The 22149-nt window shown below is 70.7% G+C and carries 15 protein-coding genes and 2 pseudogenes; 5 read left to right on the top strand and 12 right to left on the bottom strand.

What is annotated here, in order from left to right; translation table 11 throughout:
- Positions 1 to 14: 14 nt before the first annotated feature.
- Positions 15 to 1328, bottom strand: coding sequence for an Nramp family divalent metal transporter (locus tag REH65_RS08715; protein ID WP_406692044.1), 1314 nt, complete (start codon positions 1326 to 1328; stop codon positions 15 to 17).
- A gap of 318 nt (positions 1329 to 1646) precedes the next feature.
- Positions 1647 to 7126 (bottom strand): annotated as a pseudogene (locus tag REH65_RS08720) (carboxyl transferase domain-containing protein).
- 234 nt (positions 7127 to 7360) lie between these two features.
- Between REH65_RS08720 and REH65_RS08725 the strand changes: the two are divergent.
- The 3 genes from REH65_RS08725 to REH65_RS08735 all read left to right on the top strand — a co-directional run bounded on the left by REH65_RS08725 (position 7361) and on the right by REH65_RS08735 (position 9995).
- Positions 7361 to 8080, top strand: a complete 720-nt coding sequence (locus REH65_RS08725; RefSeq protein WP_406692045.1) for a hypothetical protein — start codon at positions 7361 to 7363, stop codon at positions 8078 to 8080.
- Positions 8077 to 8292 (top strand): hypothetical protein, encoded by a 216-nt coding sequence (locus tag REH65_RS08730; protein WP_406692046.1) that lies wholly within the window; start codon positions 8077 to 8079, stop codon positions 8290 to 8292. Before REH65_RS08725 ends, REH65_RS08730 begins: the two co-directional genes overlap by 4 nt.
- Positions 8293 to 8537: 245 nt before the next feature.
- Positions 8538 to 9995, top strand: a complete 1458-nt coding sequence (locus REH65_RS08735; protein WP_406692047.1) for an MDR family MFS transporter — start codon at positions 8538 to 8540, stop codon at positions 9993 to 9995.
- Positions 9996 to 10158: 163 nt separating this feature from the next.
- Here the strand turns inward: REH65_RS08735 and REH65_RS08740 are convergent, their stop codons facing one another.
- The 10 genes from REH65_RS08740 to REH65_RS08785 form a co-directional block, all read right to left on the bottom strand.
- Positions 10159 to 10989 (bottom strand): phosphotransferase family protein, encoded by an 831-nt coding sequence (locus tag REH65_RS08740; RefSeq protein ID WP_406692048.1) that lies wholly within the window; start codon positions 10987 to 10989, stop codon positions 10159 to 10161.
- Positions 10990 to 11003: 14 nt separating this feature from the next.
- On the bottom strand, positions 11004 to 11189 hold the full coding sequence (locus tag REH65_RS08745) for a hypothetical protein (protein ID WP_406692049.1): 186 nt from the start codon (positions 11187 to 11189) through the stop codon (positions 11004 to 11006).
- Entirely contained in the window at positions 11186 to 12841 is a 1656-nt protein-coding gene (locus tag REH65_RS08750; protein WP_406692050.1) for a class I adenylate-forming enzyme family protein, read from the bottom strand. Before REH65_RS08750 ends, REH65_RS08745 begins: the two co-directional genes overlap by 4 nt.
- Entirely contained in the window at positions 12834 to 14126 is a 1293-nt protein-coding gene (locus REH65_RS08755) for a phosphotransferase family protein (protein WP_406692051.1), read from the bottom strand. The genes REH65_RS08750 and REH65_RS08755 overlap by 8 nt, the downstream gene beginning before the upstream one ends.
- Positions 14127 to 14287: 161 nt before the next feature.
- Positions 14288 to 15544: an acyl-CoA dehydrogenase family protein gene (locus REH65_RS08760; protein WP_281457687.1), complete on the bottom strand. Its 1257-nt coding sequence runs from the start codon at positions 15542 to 15544 to the stop codon at positions 14288 to 14290.
- Positions 15545 to 15607: 63 nt separating this feature from the next.
- Positions 15608 to 16399, bottom strand: coding sequence for an enoyl-CoA hydratase/isomerase family protein (locus REH65_RS08765; RefSeq protein WP_406692052.1), 792 nt, complete (start codon positions 16397 to 16399; stop codon positions 15608 to 15610).
- Between the two features lie 430 nt (positions 16400 to 16829).
- Positions 16830 to 16952: a type B 50S ribosomal protein L36 gene (gene ykgO, locus REH65_RS08770; RefSeq protein WP_093416249.1), complete on the bottom strand. Its 123-nt coding sequence runs from the start codon at positions 16950 to 16952 to the stop codon at positions 16830 to 16832.
- A 71-nt stretch (positions 16953 to 17023) separates the two neighbouring features.
- A complete protein-coding gene (locus REH65_RS08775) occupies positions 17024 to 17947 on the bottom strand; it encodes a 1,4-dihydroxy-2-naphthoyl-CoA synthase (protein WP_406692053.1) in 924 nt (307 codons plus the stop codon).
- Positions 17948 to 17969: 22 nt separating this feature from the next.
- Entirely contained in the window at positions 17970 to 18578 is a 609-nt protein-coding gene (locus tag REH65_RS08780; protein WP_281457690.1) for a malonic semialdehyde reductase, read from the bottom strand.
- A 74-nt stretch (positions 18579 to 18652) separates the two neighbouring features.
- Positions 18653 to 18919: a hypothetical protein gene (locus REH65_RS08785; protein ID WP_406692054.1), complete on the bottom strand. Its 267-nt coding sequence runs from the start codon at positions 18917 to 18919 to the stop codon at positions 18653 to 18655.
- 352 nt (positions 18920 to 19271) lie between these two features.
- On the opposite strand from REH65_RS08785, the pseudogene menD reads away from it, so the two are divergent.
- Together menD and REH65_RS08795 are read left to right on the top strand one after the other, a co-directional pair.
- A pseudogene (gene menD / locus REH65_RS08790) lies at positions 19272 to 20971 on the top strand (2-succinyl-5-enolpyruvyl-6-hydroxy-3-cyclohexene-1-carboxylic-acid synthase).
- A 16-nt stretch (positions 20972 to 20987) separates the two neighbouring features.
- Positions 20988 to 22142, top strand: coding sequence for an acyl-CoA dehydrogenase family protein (locus REH65_RS08795; protein WP_406692055.1), 1155 nt, complete (start codon positions 20988 to 20990; stop codon positions 22140 to 22142).
- The last annotated feature ends 7 nt before the right edge of the window (positions 22143 to 22149 follow it).

Raw genomic sequence — 22149 nt, forward strand, 5'->3', positions numbered from 1 at the left:
AACCTCTTCCGGGGTCAGAATCCGAGGACCTGGGCGAATCCCTGCACCGCCGCGGCGGCGACGAGCAGCGCCACCACGACCAGGGCCAGGTTCTCCTTCCAGGTGTTGACGTGCTCGCCCATGATCCGGCGCTTGTTGAGCATCGCGATCAGGCCGACCACGATGATCAGCAGGAACGGTGAGGTCAGCACGTGCGAGATCACCACGAGCACGACGAAACCCGGTGCGGCCGGCAGCGACCAGACGATCGCGGACAGCCCCCAGACGACCATCACCTTGTAGAAGACGTCCTTGCGCGGATCGTCGCCGACGCGCTCGCGGCGTCCCGGCCGGACCGTGTGCAGGGCCTCGACGCTCATCTTGCTCAGCGCGAACAGCGAGCCAGCCACCGTCGTCCATGCCGCGCCCAGCAGACCCAGGTAGAACAGGTAGGTGCCGATCGGGCCGATCGCGGTGCCCAGGGCCCCGGCGATGTCGGAGGCCTCCTCCACCCCCTCCCCGCTGCTCAGCACCTCGGCGCCGAGCGCCCACACGCACACGCCGAGGAACAGCACGACCACCGAGCCGAACAGCAGGTCGTACTGCTGCACGCGCCGGTAGGCCGGGGTCACCCAGCCCTTCTCGCGCAGGAACTGCGGGTAGAACAGGTTGGCCATCGACCCGAGCGTCGCCAGCACGAGACTCGATGCCACCAGCGACGAGTCGAACAGCCCGCTCTGCGGCGGCAGTTCGAAGGCGAAGCCGCGCACCAGTTCCGGCCAGTTGATGCCCACCATGACCACGCCGACGACGAACGCGGCGACCATCACCGCGAGCACGACCTTGAAGGTGTTCTCCAGGACGCCGTAGGCGCCGCGGAAGGTCACCGCGAACACCGACACCGCGCCGAGCACCGACCACCAGAACGGCGTCAGCCCGCCGAAGAGCCCGTGCAGCGCCACACCGACGCCGCTGAAGCTGAACGCCAGCAGCAGGTGCGTGTAGAGGATGAACGAGATCAGCATCAGCCAGCCGAGAACCGGGTGCGTGCGCGCGAAACCGCGCACGATGCTGGAGTCCCGCTGCACGTTGTACAGCGGGTACTTGGCGAGGCTGTTGACGAACAGGAACCGGAACACCAGCGACAGCGGCAGAACCCACAGCAGCGCGTACCCGTAGTTGCCGCCCGCCACGGAGTTGTCGATGAGGTCCCCGGTCCCGACCCAGCTCAACGCGATGACGATCCCCGGCCCGAACGACTTCAGGTACCCGAGGAACGAGGTGGGCGGAGGCGCCGCGACGGCCTCAGCGGAGGCGGCACCGGTCGGCTTCGGCTTCGATTCAACCACGAGAGGCTCCTTTGCCCGAGCCAGCGAGGCCTCCCACCGCCCCTCGTCAGGCGCGCCCAGGAGCCCACCGCGGCGGGGGCACCAACAACTCCCCCACCCGCTGGCGACTGTCGCAGTGCTCTGAATCACCCGGAATGATCGCCCCTGACGCTAAGCCCCCGCCCCATGCCCGTCCAACATCAAATGAGCATCCACCAATACCCGAACAGCATGACCATCCCCCGAACCGGTCCCCTCGCGTCAAAAACCGCAGCATTCGTCGCGTCAAAAACCCCGGTTTTCGTCGCGCGAAAACCGGGGTTTTTGACGTGGGGAGGGTCAGGACAGGTGGGTGGTGATGGCGTTGATGATGCTGGGGCGGAGTTCGGCGGCGGTGACGATGGCGTCCACCGAGCCGACCTCGACCGCGCGCTGGATGCTGTGGACGCGGTCGAACTCGGCGGCGACCTCGCTGAGCTTCTCGGCCCGGACCTCGGCGCGGACGTCGGCGAGCTTGAGGCTCTGGGCCGCGCGCTCCGGGCCTTCGGCGTTGGCCACGAGCTCGTCGAGCTCGCGCACCCGCGGGTCGTTGGCCGTGCGCTCGTTGACGTCACCGGCGAAGACCACCGCGGCCGCCGGGGCGCCGCCGATCACCGAGGCGTAGGAACCCTCCACGGCCAGCACCGTCATGTTCGGGTTCAACGCCTTGGAGAACACCACGAACGCGCCGCCGTGGTAGCGGGAGATCACGCAGAACACGATGGGGCCGTCGAAGTTGACGATGGCGCGGCCGATCTCGGCGCCGTACTCCAGCTGCAGCTTGCGCATCGACTCCGGCGAGCCGTCGAACCCGGACAGGTTCGCCAGCACCACCAGCGGACGGTTCCCGCTGGCCGCGTTGATAGCGCGCGCCACCTTCTTCGAGGAGCGCGGGAACAGCGTGCCCGAGGTGTAGGTGTCCGGGCCGTCGGTGGGCGGGAACCCGCGACGGGCCACCGACTGCGACTCGATGCCCAGCAGGCACACCGGCTGACCGCCCAGGTGCGCGTCCTGCACGACGGCCGTGTCGGCGTCGGCCATCCCCGCCCAGCGCTCCAGCACCTCGTGGTCCTGGTCGGCGACCGCGCGCATCACGGTGCGGATGTCGAAGGACTTCTTGCGGTCCGGGTTGGCGGTGGTGGAGAAGATCTCGCCCACGGTGGTGAAGTCGCTGCCGGCCAGCTCGTGCGGGTAGGTCGAGATGTCCCGCTCGACCGGGTCGCTGGTGCCCGCGCTGCGCGGACCGGACTCGCCCGGGGCGACGTAGGTGTGCTCGTAGTGCGCCATGAGCACCTCGGCGGCCGCACCCAGGTTCGGCGCCCAGTACTGCGCCTGCCCGTTCGGCCCCATCACCCGGTCGTAGCCGCCGATGCCGAAGTTGTCCTCCGCCGAAACACCACCGGAGAAGTCCAGCGACTGCTTGCCGGTGAGCACCATCGCCGAATCCGGCGTCATCACCAGGATCCCCTTGGTGTGCATCAACATCGTGGCCTCGGCGTTCCAGTACGGCTGAGCGCCCACGTTGATCCCGGCCACCACGACGTTGATCTCACCGCCGTCCTGGGTGAACCGCACGATGCGCTTGAGCGCGGCGGCGACCCAGTCCATGTTCTCGGTGCCCGACGACATGGAGATCCGGGCACCGGCCGACAGCGCGAACCACTCCAGCGGCACGCCCATCTCCTCGGCCAGGTCGATCGCCGCGATCACCCGCGAGCACTCCGGCTCCGACAGCGCGCCCAGCGCCTTGGTCGGATCACCCAGCAGCACAACGCGTTTCACGCCATCGGGGTGCAGCGCCGTCGGGGTGCTGACGACGCCGGCGACGATCGCCGCCGAGTTCTGCCCCTTCGGGCGGTCCACCGGCACCAGCACGCCGGAGTCGTCGAGGTCGTGCTCGACGAACGAGCCCGAGGCACCGGCGAGCATCCCGGTCAGCTCGTAGGGGTAGGTGGTGCCGCGGTTCTCGGCGCGCAGCACCTTCTGCCGGTAGCTGTCCAGCGGCTTGATCGGCTCGGTCGAGGGCTCCTCGACCGAGATCCGCACGCCCGAACCGGGTTTCGACCCGATGCGCACCGCGACCTCGGCGAGCTCGCCGGTCTCGGCGTCGCGCTGCCGCACCAGGAACAGGACCTCTTCCAGCCCGGCCCCGGCCGCGGTGGGCAGCACGCGCTGGGCGACGACGTCGAGCTCGTCGAGCGAGAGCTCGTTCGGCGGCCAGACGTAGACGACGATCCGGTTGGTCCCGGCGCGCTTCTTGCCGTTGGGCTTCTGGGCCTTGCGGATCGCGTCGAGGCAGGCGGTGAGCACGCCTTCGGCGGCGGGCAGCGCGACGAGCCTGCCGTCGTCCTCCCGCAGCGGGGTGAGGTCCCGCACCTGGGCCAGCGCCACCAGCCGCTCGTCGGCGGGGTTCTCCGGCGCCACGCAGCGGAACAGGTAGACCTCCTCGTCGGAGGAGGGCAGGCGGGTGAGGTCGAACTCGCGCAGCCTCTCCAGCTGCATCCGGTCGGCGATCAGCGGGTGCAGGCCGCGGATCAGCCGCTCCTCGGCGAAGCCGTCGACCGAGGGCCGGAACGTGAAGTGGTGGTGCATCACCGCACCGCTGGGACCGGCCACGGTGGTGGTGATCCGGTTGACGGCGGCGGGCAGCTGCTGCGCGGTGAGCACCTCGCCGAGGCGGGCGGCCATCGCGTCGGTGTCGTCGGGCTGGCCGTCCCACACCAGGTAGACGTCGGCGACCAGGTCGCCGTCGGCGGCGAGCTCGCCGATGGCGCGCACGACGTCGGGCAGCGCCGCGAAGTCCACCGCGGTGCTCACCACGCGCGAACCGGCGCCGCGGTGCTCGGCGGTGACGAACGTGCAGCCCGCGGCGTCGAAGGCGCGGACCTCGTCGAGCTCCCGGTTGCCGTAGTAGCGGCGCGCGAGCACTTCCAGCAGCGGTGCCGGGTCGGTGCCGGGACGCCCGATGCGCTGGCCGACGAGGCGGACCAGCGGTTCGGCGCTGGAGACCATCGCCGAGATGCGCTCGGCGCGGTCCGGTGCGTCCGGGTTCTCGTCGAGGTGCCGCAGGTGCTTGCGCACGCCCGCGTAGACCTCGGCGCGGTGGCGACGCAGCATCGGCTGCGCGAACCAGCGGAACGCCACGGTGCGGGCGAGGTCGCACAGCGCGGGGAAGCGGACCTGCGTGGCGGCGACCAGGTGTTCCATCGCGAGTCCGGCGGCCTGGCGCTGGGCGCCGGACGGCGGGGCCTCGGCCAGCCACTGGCGCAGCAGCGTGGCCACGGCCGCCTCGTCGGAGGAGGCGCGCTGCTGGGCGAGGAAGATCCGGAACACGGCTTCTTCCAGCTCCGGCGTGCGGTCGAGGTCGGTGACGCCGTAGTGGCCGAGCACCCGGGTCAGGCGGCCCTGGAAGGTCTCGGAGAGCCCGGCGCGCTCGACGTCGAGGCTCTGCAGGTAGGTGTGGAAGTACTCGCGCGGGCTGTGCACCCGGGAGTCGGCCGCGGTCTCCTCGCCGACCGGCCGGTTGCGGCTGAGCTCGGAGAGGTCGGCGAAGACCTCCAGCAGCTCGATCTCCTCGGCCAGCGGCCGGTTCCCGGCCTCGACGAGCTCCTCGCGGGCGCGGAGGTAGTCGTTGAGGACGCGGCGCTCGTCCTGCGGGTCGACGTCGAAGCCGAGCAGCATGCTGCGCAGGTCCTGCCGGTTGCGCTCGGCGCGCTCGGCGGCGCCGAGCCCGTCGGGGGTGCTGGGCAGTTCGAGGTCGGTGGTGTCGGTGGTGGTCTGCTCGGCGGCGTCGTCGGAGTCGCCGAGCGGTTCGAGCCGCAGCAGCGGCGCGCCGGTCTCGACCTGACTCCCGGTGCGCACCAGGCATTCCCGCAGCTTCGCGCGGAACGGGGCGCGCAGCACGGTCTCCATCTTCATGGATTCCAGCACCAGGACCGGTGCGCCTTCCTCGACCTCGGCGCCGACCTCCAGCGGTGTCGCGACGACCAGCGCGGGGGCCGGGGATCGCAGCACGCCGCCCTCGTCGCGGCTGACCCGGTGGGCCACGCCGTCGACCTCGGCCAGGCACACCGGGCCGTGGGTGTCGGTGACGACGCGGAACCGCTGGCCGTTGACGGTGAGCTGGCGGACGTGGGCGTCGAACCGCTCGATCTCGACGTCGGCGGTGTGCACGGCGGAGCCGTTGCCTGCGCTGATGCCGATGCGGAACCGCTCGTGCCCGACGCGGGCGACCTGCACCCGGTAGCCGGCGCCGCGCAGCTTGAATTCCAGGGGGCGTCCGCTCTCGTGCTGGGCCTGCGGGCGGCCGCCGTGGGCGGCGGCGAAGAACCGCTGCCGCTCGACGAGCTCGGCGTCCTCGTAGGCGTCGATCCCGGCGGCGGCCAGCGCGATCGCGGAGTGGCGGTCGGCCTGCAGCTCGCCTTCGGCGCGGACGCGGTCGATCCAGCCGGTGTCGGCGGAGCCGTCGATGACCTCGGGGCGGTCGAGCAGGTCGAGCACGAAGCTCTTGTTGGTGGCGCCGCCGGCGACGATGACGGTGGTCTGCGCCATCGCGCGGCGCAGCCTTCCCAGGGCCTCGTCGCGGTCGCGGCCGACGGCGATGATCTTGGCGATCATGGAGTCGAAGTCGGCGGGGATGGTGTCGCCCTCGCCGACGCCGGTGTCGACGCGGATACCGGGACCGGCCGGGAAGTCGAGCCGGACGATCTTGCCGGGCGAGGGCGCGAAGTCGCGCTCGGGGTCCTCGGCGTTGAGCCGCGCTTCGATCGCGTGGCCGGACTCGGCGGGCGGCTCGCCCTCCAGCTTGCCGCCGGAGGCGACGTGCAGCTGGTACTTGACCAGGTCGACGCCGGTGGTGGCCTCGGTGATCGGGTGCTCGACCTGCAGGCGCGTGTTGACCTCGAGGAACGCGAACAGCCGCTCGCCCGGGTGGTAGAGGAACTCGACCGTGCACGCACCGCGGTAGTCGACGGCGACGGCGAGCCGCTCGGCGGACTCCTTGAGCTCGCGGGCCTGCTCGGCGCTGAGCACCGGCGAGGCGGACTCCTCGATGATCTTCTGGTTGCGGCGCTGCACCGAGCAGTCCCGCACGCCCAATGCCCAGGCGGTGCCCTGGCCGTCGGCGATGACCTGCACCTCGACGTGCCGGGCCCCGGTGACCGGCGTTCCAGGAACACCGCGCCGGAACCGAAGGCCCGCTCGGCCTCCAACCGGGTGCGCTCGTAGGCCTCGGTCAGCTCGGCCTCGTCGTGGATCACGCGGATGCCGCGCCCGCCACCACCGGCGGTGGCCTTGAGCATCAGCGGGTAGCCGATCTCACCGGCGCTGCGGATCGCGGAGTCGAGGTCGGCGACCTCGCCGCGGCTCCACGGCGCCACCGGCACGCCGACCTCCTCGGCGAGGAGCTTGGCGCCGATCTTGTCGCCGAGCTTGCGCATCGCCTCGGCGCTGGGGCCGATGAAGGTCACGCCCAGCTTGTCGCAGAGCTCGGCGAACGCCGGGTCCTCGGCGACGAAGCCCCAGCCCACCCACGCCGCGTCGGCGCCGGTCTCGGTCAGGGCGCGCTCCAGCACGGCCATGTCCAGGTAGGGCCGGTCGCGGGCCAGGCCCAGGTCGTAGGTCACGTCCGCCTCGCGGACGAAGGCGGCCGCGCGGTCGGCGTCGGTGTGCAGGGCGACGGTCTCGATCCGGTCCCCGGTTTCCGCCTCGACCTCCCGCACAGCATGAATCAGCCGCATCGCGGCTTCCCCGCGGTTGACGATCGCCACACGACGGAACACCGACCAGACCTCCTAAGCTCTTCGCGGGAGCAGCCGCTCCCGACCTTCAAGAACACCCTCCCGGTTACTCGCGGGTAGGGATATGTAGCCGGTGCCGCGCGGTGCGGCCCAAAATTAGTCGGGACCCACCAAACGGGAGATCGTCCGGGCACTCGCCGAAGCCGGGCGGGGACACTCGGAGCACACGCGCAGTGCCGTTCGCGCGGACGGGCACGGCACCTTTCGGAGGAGCAGATGGCGTTCACCCCGCAGACCTGGCCGGGCCGGGTCATCCCGGCCGACCGGGAGCAGGCCGAGCTGGCCACCCGCAAGCTCTTCGGCGAGCTCTTCCCCGGCCACCCGGTGACCTCGCAGGCCATCACGATCCTCAGCCGCTGGTTCGACGCGGGGTGGTGCGTGGACGCGATCAAGGTCGCGCTCGACAACCTGCCGGAGGACCGGGAGGGCTTCCAGCCTCGGCGCGGCGATCAGGAGTCGCCGGAGGACTTCCTGGTCCGGCGACTGCGCAAGTGGTTCCGCGAGGAGGACGACGACTTCGAGCGCAACGCCCGGCTGGCCCCGCCGCGCGCCGGGCAGTCGCTGGACATGCACCTGCGGCTCAAGCGCCAGCAGCAGATCAACGACGGTCTGGTCTCCCGGCCGCGGCGGCTCACCGAGGCCGGGCAGCAGGCCCGCAGGCAGGTCCGCGAGCGCGCCGGCGAGGGACGTCCGGACCCGATCGCCCGCGCTCGCGCCCGCGACGCCCGCGTGCAGCAGGCGATGGACGCCCTGGCCGTCGACGTGCCCCCGGCCCACGCCGAGGAGGGCCAGAACGCGCCCGACGACCGCCGCGACTCGCAGCTGGTCGCCACCTACGCGGCCCGCACGGCGACGGTCAAGCACGACCGACGACGGTCCGCCGCATCCTCGCGCGCCTCACCGAGGAGCGGCGTCGCCCCAACGCCCAGGAGATGATCATCCTGCGCCGCGCGGTCCGCGCCGCCCAGCAGCGCGCCTCCCTCGGCACGCTCGCCGCCGCCACCGCCGACTCGACCAACGAGGTCCTCAACCCCGACGCCCAGCGCATCCTCACCTACCTCGACCACGCCCTGAACTCCGGCCTCACCCTCGACCAAACCCTCGCCCTCATGCACACCCAGGTCGACACCACCACCCAACACCCCTGACTCCGCTCCGGGAACCGGAGTTTCAGCGGAAACGTCACCCGCGTGACACCCCTGGTTGTGGGGAAGTTTTCATGAGAACGTCCCCATCGCGAACCAAGGCGGACTCACCGCTCAAAATGGAACAACCCGCCTTCGCTCGATCACGTTTTTCCCGCGTTCGCAGCGTTTCTCGCTGAGAAGTGGGGAATCTGCGAATCCCGATCGACTTCTGGAATATTTTGGCGGCCCGGTGTCTTATGGAGTTCGTGCCCGCTTCGTCTTCCGGTGTCGGGCTGCGCTCCGAGCGCGGCCCCATCCTGCTCGCCCTGATGTTGTCCACCGCGCTCGTGGCGCTGGACGCGACGATCATCGCCACCGCGTCGTCCACGATCGCGCGGGATCTCGGCAGCTTCGCGCAGGTCCCGTGGCTGTTCTCCGCCTACATGCTGGCCCAGGCGGTGAGCACGCCGCTGTTCGGCAGGCTCGCCGACGTGCTCGGCCGCAAGCGGCTGATGCTGGCCGGTGTCGGGTTCTTCCTGGTCGGGTCGGTGCTGTGCGGGGCGGCGTGGTCGATGCCCGCGATGATCGTCGGCCGCGTGCTGCAGGGCCTGGGCGCGGGCGCGGTGATGCCGGTGTCGCTGACCATCGCCGCCGACATCTACACGCTGCAGGAACGCGCGAAGACCCAGGGGTACCTGGCCTCGGTGTGGGCGATCTCGTCGGTGGTCGGTCCGACGCTGGGCGGCGTGTTCAGCGAGTTCGTGAGCTGGCGCTGGATCTTCTGGATCAACCTGCCGCTGTGCTTCGCGGCCGCGACGATGCTGGTGCTCAAGTACCACGAGTCGCCGCGCGAGGGCGATCGCGAGCCGATCGACTACCTCGGTGCGTCGCTGCTGACCGGCGGCAGCACGCTGATGCTGCTGGGCCTGCTGGAGGGCGGCACCAGCTGGGCGTGGCTGTCGGTGCCGTCGGTGGCGATCTTCGCCGCGGCGGTGCTGCTGCTGGCGGGTTTCGCGGTGCACGCGCTGCGCTCGTCGCACCCGATCCTGAACCTGCGGCTGCTGCGCCGGCGGGTCGTGGGCGTGCCGACGGCGATCGCGCTGCTGGTGGGCGTGATCGTGCTCGGCCTGTCCACCTACGTCCCGATCTACGCCCAGGGCGTGCTCGGCGTCGGCCCGCTGATCGCCGGGTTCGCGCTGGCCGCGATGACGGTCGGCTGGCCGCTGGCGGCGACCAACGCGGGTCGCGTCTACCTCGCGCTCGGCTTCCGGTGGACGGCGCTGATCGGCGCGTCGTTCGTGACCATCGGCACCGCCCTGACGCTGCTGCTCGGCGAGTCCTCCGCGGTGGTCACGGTGGGAGTCTTCACGTTCGTCGTCGGCATCGGCATGGGCCTCACGGCCGTTCCGACGCTCATCGCCTCGCAGTCGTCGGCCCGGTTCAGCGAGCGCGGCGCGGTGACCGGCATCAACATGTTCGCCCGTTCCCTCGGTTCGGCCGTGGGCGTGGCGATCTGCGGCGCCATCATCAACGCCCGCACCACCGCCTCCGCCGACGGAACCCCCTCCGGACCGGGCCTGATGGACGCCCTGCACATCGTCTTCGGCCTCCTGTTCCTGATCGGAGCCACCCTCCTCGTCCTCGCCTACTTCATGCCCCAAGACCACCCCGCGAAGCAGACCGAGAAGACCTCCACCCCCGACGAAGCCACGACGTCGGTCTGACGGTCACAGCAGCCTCGCGATCGCGTCGAGGCGGCTCTCGGTCCTGGCCGCGTGTCATGAGGTGACAGTTTTCATGAAAACTGTCCACCCCCGATGTCCGCTATGCCCGGACAATTCGATTGACCCGTGGGGACACAGGTGTCTGGTAGTCGGACGGGTGGGGTCACACCAGGCCGAGGTCTTTGACCGCTGTCCAGGCGAGTTGGGCTTGGCGTCGTTCGGTGTCCGCTCGTTCTGCTGCGTCGTAGCCGTCGTCGGCCATGTGGCCCGCTCGGTAGCGGGCTCTGACTCCAGCGGTGATGCAGCAGGAGCGCCAGCGTTGGAACGCGACGTAGAACGGCAGGTCGGCGAGGTCTCGGCCGGTGAGGGCGCGGTAGCGGGCGATGAGGTCGTCGCGGGGCGGGAAGCCGGGTTCGGCGGTGGGGCCCGGGGTGACGGCCGGGAGGTCGTCACCGGGTTCTTCCCAGGTGGCGATGAGCCAGCCGAGGTCGGCGAGTGGTTCGCCGAGGGTGGCCAGTTCCCAGTCGAAGACGGCCAGGACCTCGCCGTCGAGGTCGTAGGAGAGGTTGCCGGGGCGGAAGTCGCCGTGGACGATGCCGGTGGTCTGCTCGGGCACGTGGGCGGCCAGCGCGTCGTGGACCGCGTCGAGCAGCCCCAGGTCCGGGGCGCCGGAGGCGTGGACCTGCTTCTGCCAGCGGCTCAGCTGCCGCTGCAGGTAGCCGTCGCGGCGGGCGACGTCGCCGAGCCCGACGGCGTCCGGGTCGAGGTTGTGCAGCGCCGCCATGCACTCCACCGTCGCGGTTCCCGCGCGGTGCCGAGCTTCTCGCGAGAACGGGCGCGCGGAGTCGCGGTCGGCGAGGACGCGGCCGTCGACGAAGTCCATCACGTAGAACGTCGCGCCGGTGACGTCGGTGTCGTCGCAGTAGGCGATCGGCGTGGGCACCGGGACGCCGGTGCCGTGCAGCGCCGAGATGAACCGCCACTCGCGGCTCATGTCGTGCGCGGTGCTCAGCACTCCCCGGTCGGCGGCCTGCGCAGCGCGCGCACCCGCCCGTCGGCGCCGGTGACCCGGTAGGTCAGGTTCGACCTCCCGCCCGAGACCAGCGAGAACTCGACCGGGGCGGGCACTCCGCGCTCGTCCAGCCAGCGGGTGACCGATTCGCGTTCGATACCTCGCAGCTCCACGGCGCTCATCCCCGCTGCACGATCTGCTCGCGGAGCCGCCGCTTGAGGACCTTCCCGGTCGCGGTGCGCGGCAGCGGGTCCTCCTGCACCACCACGTGCGTGGGGACCTTGAACCCCGCCAGTCGCTCTCGCACGTGCGCGCGCAGTTCTTCCACATCCGCGCGGGTTTTGAGGTTCACCACCGCGCACACCTCCTCGCCGAGGGTGCGGTGCGGGAGCCCGATCACCGCGACGTCGGCGATCGCCGGGTGCTCGTGCAGCACGGCCTCGACCTCCGCGCAGTAGACGTTCTCCCCGCCCCGGATGACGACGTCCTTGAGCCGGTCCACGACGTAGACCCACTCGTCCTGGACGTAACCGAGATCGCCGCTGTGGAACCAGCCGTCGGTAAAGGCGTCGGCGGTGGCCTCGGGCAGGTTCCAGTAGCCGCGCACGACGTTCGGCCCGCGGAACCACAGCTCGCCGATCTCGCCGTCACCGAGGTCATCACCGGTGGCCGGGTCGACGACGCGGATCTCCGCGCCCGGCATCAGCTGCCCGACGCTGTTGGAGTGCTCCTGGTAGTCCTCACCTGAGTTGCCCACGACGGTCGAGGTCGTCTCGGTCAACCCGTAGCCGCTGGAGGCGCTGCTGCCGAGCCCGCCGATGCGCTCGACCAGGTCGGGCGGGATCGGCGCGCCGCCCATCGTCACGCCCTCCAGGTTCCGCACGGTGTCGCTGTTCTCGACGAGATCGCGCATCACCGTCGGCACGCCGGCGGCGCTGGTCAGGCCGTGCTCGCGGATCATCTCCCCGGCCTCTTTCCGGTCCCACCGGTACATCGTCGCGAGCTTGGCACCGGCGAGGGTCGCGAAGCTGAGCACGGTGATGCCTGCGATGTGGAACATCGGAAACGTCAGCAGCGCCCCGGGTTGCGGGTCGTCCGGACCGGGTTCGGGGAACGTGCCGCCGTTGGTGACCGCCATCCCGATCTTGCGGTTGACGACGGTGTTGAGCAGGTTCGTCACGTGGTTGCGGTGCGTGCCGATCGCGCCCTTGGGGCGCCCGGTCGTGCCGGAGGTGTAGAGGATCGTGGCGTCGTCGTCGGCGTCGATGTCGACCTCCGGCGGCCGCGCGTCGTCGGGGAGTGCCGCGACGAGGTCCGACCAGGCCCGGACGCCGGGGTCGGGCGTGCCGCCGCGCACCTCGACGACCGGGACGTCGCGGTCGAGCAGAGCCGCGCGCTCCGGGTCGGCGAAGACCAGCCGGCTGCCGGAATCGGTCATGCCGTAGCGCAACTCGTCGCCGCTCCACCAGGCGTTGAGCGGGACCGCGACGAGCCCGGCGACCTGGATGGCCCAGAAGATCGGCACCCACTCGGGGAAGTTGCGCATCGCGATCGCCACGCGATCACCGCTGGTCAGCCCGTACTCCTCGCGCAGCGCTCGGGCGAGTCCGGTGACCAGCCGGTGGTGCTCGGTGAAGGTGCAGCGGTAGTCCTCGTAGAGCAGGAAGTCCTTGTCGCCGTGGAAGGCGCTGAGCAGCGCGGCGTCGCGCAGCGTCCCGATCGGTTTCGAGTAAACCCGCATGGGGATGCCGCGGACGACGGCGTCGGTCATCTCGAAGTCACCGCCGGGTCCGGTGAGTTCGTCGAGCAGGCGTTCGCGCAGCTGGTCAGGCACCGTTGCCTCCCCTGGTCCTGGACTGGATGTGCTTCGGGTTGGCCACCGCGAGCCGGTCGAACACCTCCGACCACAGCAGCCCGGCCACGTCCTCGTTCCGCGGATCCGCCTCACCCGCGCGCAGCGCTGCGGCGAAGGCGGCGCGATCGGCGAAGCCGAGCTCGGCGAGCCGCGCCGCGTGCCGTCGCTCCTGCTCGGCGCCGAACCGCAGCTCTCGTTCCACTGTGGACAGCACGTTGGCGGCGACCAGGGCCTGGAACTTCATCCGCCCGTCGGCACGGGCCAGGACCTCGTCCCGCAGGAAATCCCGGGTGGCCGCGACGAGTTCGGCGGCTGTGGGCCGCCCGTGCAGGTCCGCAGCTTCGGACTCGACCTGCACGGGCGGCGTCGGCCCCGGCACGCCGAGGGCCACCAGCAGGTCGTACTCCTGCTCGCAGACCCGTCGGCCGATCGCGGCGAGTTCCATCGACGGGTGGGCGCCGCTGAGGTGCTGCTCGGCCTGGGACCGGCAGATCACGCCCCACTTGGCCGTGCCCAGCACCTCCCACCAGCGCACCACCTCCGGGTCCGGGCGGGTGCCCGCGACCTCGGCGTAGCCGTCGAAGAGCTCGTCCAACGACCCGAACCCGCCTGCGGGAAGCGGAGATCCGAATCGCCAGGCGTTGGTGCACAACCAGCCCAGGTCTTCCATCGGATCACCGACGTGCACGAGCTCCCAGTCCAGGACCGCCCGGAGCCCGCTGCGGTCGACGATGAGGTTGCCGTTGCGGAAATCGCCGTGCACCAGCGTTCGCCCGGCACCGGCGGGCCGGTTCTCCCGCAACCAGCGGAAGGCGATCTCGACGGCGGGGATCGGGTCGCCGAGCGCGTCGTAGTCGACGACGAGCTGTTCCAGCGGATCTGGCTCCGGAAAGCCCTCGGGGACCGGGATGCGGTGGATCCGGGCGGCGGCGCGGCCGAGCTCGCGAGCGAGTCCGGCCCGGGCCTCGGCGTAGGCGTCGTCGCGCAGCAGGCGGCGGGGGATCGTCTCGCCGTCGACGTGGCGGGTGAGCACGTACGGCGATCCGAGCACGGTGTCGTCGGTCCCGTGGTCGACCAGCTCCGGGACCGGAACCCCGGCCTGAGCTGCGGCTTCCAGCACGACGGCTTCGCGGGCCATGCCCTCCGGGCGCGCCAGCCCGGGCGGGTCGCGGCGCAGCACCAGGCGCTCGCCGTTGTCCAGCCCGATGAACCACGTCTCCCGGCTCGCGCCCCCGCTGGCCTGCTCCAGCCGCGTCACCCGCACCGGTCCGGAACCCGGATTACGGCCGCATTCCGTGACCGGATTGCGGCCGTATTCCGTGACCGGATTACGGCCGTGTTCCGGTTTCCGACTACGGGCGCAATCCGGGTCCCGACGCTGGAGCGCGGTGAGTCGGGCGGCGAGGAGTTCGCCGAGTTCACCGCTCATGCGCGCTTTCCCGGGCCGGCGAAGCCGAACAGGTAGGCGGCGACCTTGCGGATCTGCACCTCTTCGGCGCCTTCGGTGATCCGGTAGCGCCGGTGGTGGCGGTAGATGTGCTCGAACGGCGTGTGCCGGGTGTAGCCGATACCGCCGTGGACCTGGATCGCCCGGTCCGCGGCGTCGCACACCAGCCGGTTCGCGCGGTAGTTGGACATCGAGACCTTGTCGCTGATCTCGAAGTTCGGGCGCCGGTCCATCTCCCAGGCGGTCTTGCGCACCAGCCCGCGCACCATCTCGGCCTCGGTCTGCAGCTCCACCAGCGGCCACTGGATCGCCTGCCGCCGCGCCAGCGGCTGGCCGAAGGTGACCCGCTGACGGGCGTAGTCGACGCTGCGGTCGATGCAGAACTGCGCCGCGCCGACACCGGAAGCGGCCTGCCGGATGCGGTTCTCGTGCACGAAGCACTGCGCCAGTTCCAGGCCCGCGCCCTCATCGCCGAACATCGCCGAGGACGGGACCCGCACGTCGCGCAGCGACACCTCGGCGTGGTCGGTGGGCATGTTGAAGGTCCACCAGTGGAAGTCCACCGAGAAGCCGGGCGTGTCGGTGGGCACGATGAACGCGGTGATCCCCCGCGCCTCGCCCGGTTCGCCGGAGGTGCGGGCGAACACGACGTCGTGGGTCGCTGAGTGCATCCCGGAGTTGAATCGCTTGCCGCCGTTGATGATCCAGTCATCACCGTCGCGCACGGCGGTGGTCTCCAGCCAGGTGGCGTCGCTGCCGTGGTCGGGTTCGGTGAGCCCGAAGCCGATCCGGGCCTGCCCGGTGAGCATCGGTTCCAGGAACTCCTGGCGCTGGGCGGCGGTGCCGAACTCCAGCATCATGTGCACCACGGGGAAGTTGCCGACGACCGAGGCCTCGTTCTGCAGGTCGTTGTGCAGGCCGAGGCCCTTGGCCGCGAGGTGCTCGCGGATCACCGCCATCTCGAAGTTGCCGCCGCCCCCGCCGCCGACCTCTTCCGGGAGGCCGTAGCGCAACCAACCGGCCGCGTCGGCTCGGCGGGCCATCTCGTGCAGCAGCTCTTCCCACTCGGGCCGCGGCGTGCCACCGGCCTCGAAGTCGGTGCGGGCGTACTCCCGCCTGTGGTCGAAGAACCGCTCGTTGTCGTCCTGCCGCTGGAGCGGGACGATCTCGGATTCGATGAACGCGTCGAGTTCACCGAGCAGTTCGACGAGCTCACCGGGCAGTGAGAAGTCCATGCCGAGCCTCCTTAGCGCCCGTTCAGTGACCTTAAGCACACGTGCACGGCGGCACAAGGGACGTCAGTCGACCAACCACTCGCCGGTGAACTCGGGCTCGGTCTTGGCGGTGAAGGCCTTGAAGGCGGCGGGCGCGTCGGCGGTGGCGAAGTTGACGCTCTGCGCCCGCGCCTCGGACTCCAGCGCTTCGCGGAACGATTGCTGACCTGCGGCGTTGAGCATCGCCTTGCTCTGCGAGATCGCCACCGACGCACCCGAGGCGAGCCGGTCCGCCAGCTCGTCGACGAAGCCGTCCAGCTCGTCGTCGGGCTTCACCCAGGTCACCAGCCCGAGCTCGCGGGCCTCCTCGGCTCCGATGATCTCGCCGAGCAGCGCGAGCCGCTTGGCCTGCTGCAACCCGACCACGCGCGGCAGCAGCCAGGAGCCTCCGAAGTCCAGCGACAGACCGCGCTTGGCGAAGATCTGCGAGAACCGCGCGTCCGCGCTCGACACCACCAGGTCGCAGCCCAGCGCCAGGTTCCAGCCCGCCCCCACGGCCACCCCGCGCACCTTGGCGACCACCGGCTTGGACAGCTCGTGCAGCGCCAGCGCGACGTCGTTGACGCGGTGCATCCGGGTCAGCGGATGCCCGCCGCGCCCGGCAGCGAGGTCGGCACCGGCGCAGAAGTCCCCGCCGGCCCCGGTCAGCACGACGGCCCGCACGCCCTCGTCCTGCTCGGCACCCCGCAGCGCGTCGTGCAGCGCGCCCCAGGTCGGCCCGTCGATCGCGTTCTTGCGATGCGGCCGGTTCACCGTCACCACCTGCACCGATCCGCGCCGCTGAACCAGAACGGTGTCACTGTCCACTGTGCTCACACGCCCCTCGCTGACCAAGAACCCCGATGTCCTTATCGATCGCTAAGTTAACACCCCCAACCCCAGAACGTAACCGCCCGGAAGACTGCACGACCGCCCCCAGGGCACCCCCTCGCACGAGAAGCCCACCGCACCACGGAGGCAGCGCGGCGAGGCGGAGGCCGGAGTCGCGCCCGGAACCCGCCTCCGGCGCGCACGCCTCGGCAGGGGACAGTTTTAGCCATAATTGTCCCGACATTTCGGACATTGATCATGGGCAATTATGACTAAAACTGTCCACCTCCCAACGCCGCCACCCATCGTCACCACTACCGCCGCACGGGAGGAGCGCAGGTGGAAGCTCCGTTCGCGGAGCCGGCGGATCACAACGCGGCGGCGTCAGCCCGGCCCGAGGGCCACGCCTGACGCCGCCGCGTTGTGATCGGTCCGCTCAGCCCTGGCGGGCTTTGTAGCGGGGGTTCTTCTTGTTGATCACGAACGTCTTCCCGTGCCGACGGATCACCTGAGCACCGGGTTTCTGCTTCAACGACCGCAACGACTTGCGCACCTTCACGTTCCCAAACCTCCCTCTCGGCAACCGCCGCCCAACCTACACGAAAATGACAACCATTTCCAATACTGGGTTCAGAAGTACCAGGGGAACTGGGACCAGTCGGGGTCTCGTTTCTGCAGGAACGCGTCCCTGCCTTCGACGGCTTCGTCGGTCATGTAGGCGAGCCGGGTGGTTTCACCGGCGAAGAGCTGCTGACCGACCAGCCCGTCGTCGAGGGCGTTGAACGCGTACTTGAGCATGCGCTGCGCCGTCGGGGACTTGCCGTTGATCTCCCGGGACCACTGCAGGGCGGTGGCCTCCAGCTCGGCGTGCGGGACGACCTCGTTGACCATGCCCATCTCGTGGGCCTGCCCGGCGGTGTAGGGGCGCCCGAGGAAGAAGATCTCGCGGGCGAACTTCTGCCCGACCTGGCGGGCCAGGTAGGCCGAGCCGAAACCACCGTCGAAGCTGCCGACGTCGGCGTCGGTCTGCTTGAACATGGCGTGCTCGGCGCTGGCCAGGGTGAGGTCGCACACCACGTGCAGGCTGTGCCCGCCCCCGGCGGCCCAGCCCGGCACGACCGCGATCACCACCTTGGGCATGAACCGGATCAGCCGCTGCACCTCCAGGATGTGCAGCCGGCCCGCGCGCGCCGGGTCCACGGTCTCGGCGGTCTCACCCCCGGCGTACTGGTAGCCGGAACGGCCACGGATGCGCTGGTCACCACCGGAGCAGAAGGCCCAGCCACCGTCCTTGGCCGACGGGCCGTTACCGGTGATGAGCACGCACCCCACGTCACTGGACATCCGCGCGTGGTCCAGAGCGCGGTAGAGCTCATCGACGGTGTGCGGCCGGAAGGCGTTGCGGACCTCGGGGCGATCGAAAGCGATGCGCACCGTGCCCCTGCCGGGGCCGTCCTCGACGCAGCGGTGATAGGTGATGTCGGTGAAGTCGAAGCCCTCGACCGGCTCCCACAACTTCGGATCAAACAGCTCAGACACAACGGGATCCTGCATCGAGGCGAACCGTCCAATGTGGTCAGATGAGGGAGACGACTTCCTCGTACTCCAAACGCGGGAGGCGGTCGAACCAGGGGTCCGGGCCGGGCGTGCCGACGTTGACGACCAGCACGACGTGCCGCCCGCCGTCGGGGAAGAACTCGGCGTCCACGCCCGCCGGGTCGAAACCGAGCATCGGCCCGGCCGCGAGACCGGCCGCGCGGACGGCCAGGATGGTGTAACCCGCTTGCAGGGTGGCGTTGTAGTCGGCCGCCTGGGCGCGCGCCTGCGGGTCGGCGAACATCTCGCGCGCCTGCGGGGCGAACGGCAGCAGTCGGGGCATGTGCTCGTCGAAGTTCCGGTCCGCGGACAGCAGCAGCGTCATCGGCGCGGATGCGGTCTTGGCGCGGTTCCCCTCGGCCATCAGCGGCAGCAACCGCGCCTTCGCCTCCGGAGTGCGCACCGCCGTGATCCGCAGCGGCTGCGCGTTCGCCGACGTCGGAGCCCAGCGCATCAGGTCGTAGATGGCGCGCAGCTGCCCGTCGGTCACCGGCTCATCGCTGAAGGAGTTCGCCGTGCGCGCCTCGCGGAACAGCAGGTCCTGCGCCTCGGCCGACAGCACGAGATCGGTGTTCTCGCTGGTGGTCATGGGATCTCAACCTCCGTCCTGGGGAAGCGGGAGCGGTGCGGTGGCCCGGCAGGACCGGGCCACCGCACCCGTGTTCACGGCAGCAGGCCGATGACCGGGTCGATCGCCTCGTTCACCATCGCGAGGTGGATCCGGAGGTTCTCCTGCGGGCTGGTGAGCAGGCTCTTGACCTCCCAGGTGGGATCCGAGAGGTGGTACTCATCGAGGTGGTGCACGACGACTCCGACGGTCTGCTGAACAGCGCCCAGCGGTCCCCCTTCGGTGGGTTCGGGCGCGGACTCGTGGGCCGAGGCGGTGCCGGCACCCATCAGTCCCAGCGCGGCTCCGCTCGCTGCCAGCACGACAGCCGCGCGGAGGGAACGTCGACCGGTGTTCGCGACATCGTTAGTGCTCAAGGAGCCTTCATCCCTTCCCTGGACGGAAAATTCCTACCGGTCGACCGAAATCGCCGACCGAACGCCGTGCCACCACGCAGAACGTGAGACCGATCGGGAACCCTGAAACGAATACCCAACGGATGCGGGGCTTTTCCGACGCACAGGGCGCAGTCAACCAGCGCAACCGATGCGCGGTGGTGAATGCGGCGTTCCGCGGTTGGAAACTACTTCTCTTCACGTAACAACATCCGATGTGTGCACTCCGTAACCGCGCATTCACATCGGGAAACGGGATCCGGCCGTATGTTCAGCACCCATGAACCCGTCTACGGACCAGGCCAACGCGATCGTGGACGAATTGATCCGATGCGGTGCGCGCGAGGCGGTGCTGTGCCCGGGATCGCGCAACGCGCCGCTCGCCTTCGCGCTCCACAGAGCGGATTCCGAACGGCGCCTGCGGCTGCACGTGCGAATCGACGAGCGCAGCGCGGGATTTCTCGCCACCGGCCTCGCCATGCGCGCGGGCGGTCCGGTCCCCGTGGTGTGCACGTCCGGAACGGCCGCCGCCAACCTGCACCCCGCGGTGCTGGAGGCCGACCACGCCGGTCTCCCGCTGGTCGCGATCACCGCGGATCGCCCGGTCGAGCTACGAGGCACCGGCGCGGGCCAAACCATCGACCAGCACGGATTGTTCGGCAGCGCGCTCCGGTGCTTCGCCGAGATGCCCACCGCCGGTTCGTCCGGCTCCCGGCACTGGAGGACCACTGTGGACCGCGTCGTGTCCTGCGCGCTCGGTTCGCTGTCGCACGACCCCGGACCGGTCCAGCTCAACGTCCCGCTGCGCGAACCGCTGGTACCGGACCACCTCGACGAGACCGCCGGTGGAAACACCGGCCGCGCCGCCGGGCTCGCCTGGAGCGCCGTCGTGCCCGGCGGCAGCTTCGCGGGCGCCCTGCCGCTGTCGCCGGGGGCTCCCACCCTGGTCATCGCGGGTCAGGGCGGGGCAGGTGCGGTCCCGCCCGAGCTGCCCGTGCTCGCCGAGCCGGGGTCACCGCTGTGGCACCGGTCGCTGCGATCGGGACCGCTGCTGCTGGCGGAGGCGTTGTCCGGCCGTGCCGACCAGCTGCTCCCGAGCAGGTTGTGGTGCTCGGCAGGCCGACGATGCACCGATCCGTCCAGCGGCTGCTGGCGGACGACCGGGTCGCGGTCTTCGCGGTACCGCACTCCTCCGGAGATCGGTTCCGTCCGGTGTGGACGGACGTTCCCGGGACGGTCCGCGCGGTGGGCTGCCTCCCCTCGGGCTGGGAACCGCCACCCGAGTTCGGCGATCGGTGGCGGTTCGCGGACAGGTCCGCGTGCGCCGCGATCGACCGGGTCGAGTCGCCCCGGACGACCGGACCGCAGGTGGCTCGTGCGCTGCTCGCAGGCGTGCCACCGGGGTCCCAGGTGTTCGCCGGGCCGTCCAACGCCATCCGGGACATCGCTCTGGCCGCGGACCCCCGGCCGGACGTGGCGGTGCTGGCCAACCGGGGCGTGGCCGGGATCGACGGCGTCGTCTCCAGCGCCGTCGGAGCCGCTCTGACGCACGACGGGCCGAGCTACGCCCTGCTCGGCGACCTGACCTTCCTGCACGACTCGAACGGATTGCTCATCGGCCCGGACGAGCCGGTACCGCAGCTGACGATCGTCGTCGCCAACGACGACGGCGGTAGCATCTTCACGGTGCTGGAACAGGGTGCCGCCGCCTACGCCCCGGCTTTCGAGCGCATCTTCGGCACGCCGCAACGGGTGGACATCGCCGGTTTGTGCGCAGCGTGCGGGATCGAGCACGTCCTCGCCGACGATCCCACCGACCTGGCAGCGGAGCTGGTCGGTGCAGCGGGGATCCGCGTGGTCGAGGTGCGCGTCGACCGGTCGCACCGCCGCGAACTGCACGAACGACTGCGGGCGGCCGTCTCGAACGCGATCGCCGACGCGACGAGCGAACCGGTTCGCGTCGCGGCCGCCTCGCCCTGAGCTTCGAGGAGACCACGTGACCACGAACCCGGACCTCCCGCGCCTCGCCGCCGCGGCCCGCCCGGTGCTCGAACGCAACCGCGAGACCAACGACCACCAGCGCCGCCTCAGCGATGAGACGGTCGCCTGCCTCAACGACACCGGTCTGCTGCGCGCGCTCGTCCCCGCGCGCTTCGGCGGCGGCGAGTGCCGACTGCGCACCGCCATCGACGCGACCTGCGAGATCGCCAAGGCCGACCCCTCCGCCGGGTGGGTGGTGATGATCCTCGGTTCCGGCGCGTTCATCAGCGGTCTGTTCCCCGCACGCGCGCAGGAGGAGGTCTACGCCGACGGTCCGGACGCCAGCGTGTGCACCGTGCTGGCCCCGCGATCCACGGCGCGGCAGGTCGACGGCGGGTGGGTGCTGAGCGGGCGCTGGGCGCCGGCTTCCGGCTGCCTGCACGCGCAGTGGGCGATGCTCGGTTTTCCCGGCGGTGACGGCGGAGGGTCCTTGGCGCTGGTCCCGATGACCGAGCTGACGGTCGAGGACACCTGGTACACGGTCGGAATGCGGGCGACCGGGAGCAACCTGCTCGCGGGAACGGACCTGTTCGTGCCGGACCACCGGGTGCTCCCGCTGAGCTCGGCCGTGCACGGCCGCTTCCCCGCCGGGCTCCCGGAGCCCCGCTACCGCGCCGCGGTCATGCCCGCGCTGGCTTCCTACATGATCGCCCCGTACCTCGGGATGGCCACCGCCGTGCTGGACCACGTCGTCGCGGACGCCGACACCAAGGGCATCGCCTTCAGCCACTACGAGCGGCAGCGCGATTCCACGGCGTTCCAGCTGGCCGTCGCCGAGGCGACGGCGAAGATCGACGTCGCCCGGCTGATCGCGGAGAACTCGGCGGCCGTGGTCGACGGCCACGCCGATGCCGGAACCTTCCCGGACCAGCTCGCGAGAGCACGGGTCCGCCTGCACACGGGCCACGCCGCGCAGCTGTGCCGGCAGGCCGTCGACGACCTCGTCACCGCCCACGGCGCATCGGCGTTCGCCGAGTCCAACCCGCTGCAGGCCTACGTGCGCGACATCCACGCCGCGTCCCGGCACGCCGTGGCCAACCCGGCTTCCTGCTCGGAGATCTTCGGGCGCGCGCTGCTGGGGGTCGAACCGAACATCACCGACATGATCTGAGGACAGG

Source organism: Saccharopolyspora sp. ID03-671 (genome assembly GCF_045278815.1).
Lineage (GTDB): Bacteria > Actinomycetota > Actinomycetes > Mycobacteriales > Pseudonocardiaceae > Saccharopolyspora > Saccharopolyspora ipomoeae.

Coding starts and splice junctions, on each gene's coding strand:
- REH65_RS08725 (WP_406692045.1), top strand. CDS start 7,361: ATGGCGTTCACCCCGCAGACCTGGCCGGGCCGGGTCATCCCGGCCGAC.
- REH65_RS08730 (WP_406692046.1), top strand. CDS start 8,077: ATGATCATCCTGCGCCGCGCGGTCCGCGCCGCCCAGCAGCGCGCCTCC.
- REH65_RS08740 (WP_406692048.1), bottom strand. CDS start 10,989: ATGAGCCGCGAGTGGCGGTTCATCTCGGCGCTGCACGGCACCGGCGTC.
- REH65_RS08745 (WP_406692049.1), bottom strand. CDS start 11,189: ATGAGCGCCGTGGAGCTGCGAGGTATCGAACGCGAATCGGTCACCCGC.
- REH65_RS08760 (WP_281457687.1), bottom strand. CDS start 15,544: ATGGACTTCTCACTGCCCGGTGAGCTCGTCGAACTGCTCGGTGAACTC.
- REH65_RS08775 (WP_406692053.1), bottom strand. CDS start 17,947: ATGCAGGATCCCGTTGTGTCTGAGCTGTTTGATCCGAAGTTGTGGGAG.
- REH65_RS08780 (WP_281457690.1), bottom strand. CDS start 18,578: ATGACCACCAGCGAGAACACCGATCTCGTGCTGTCGGCCGAGGCGCAG.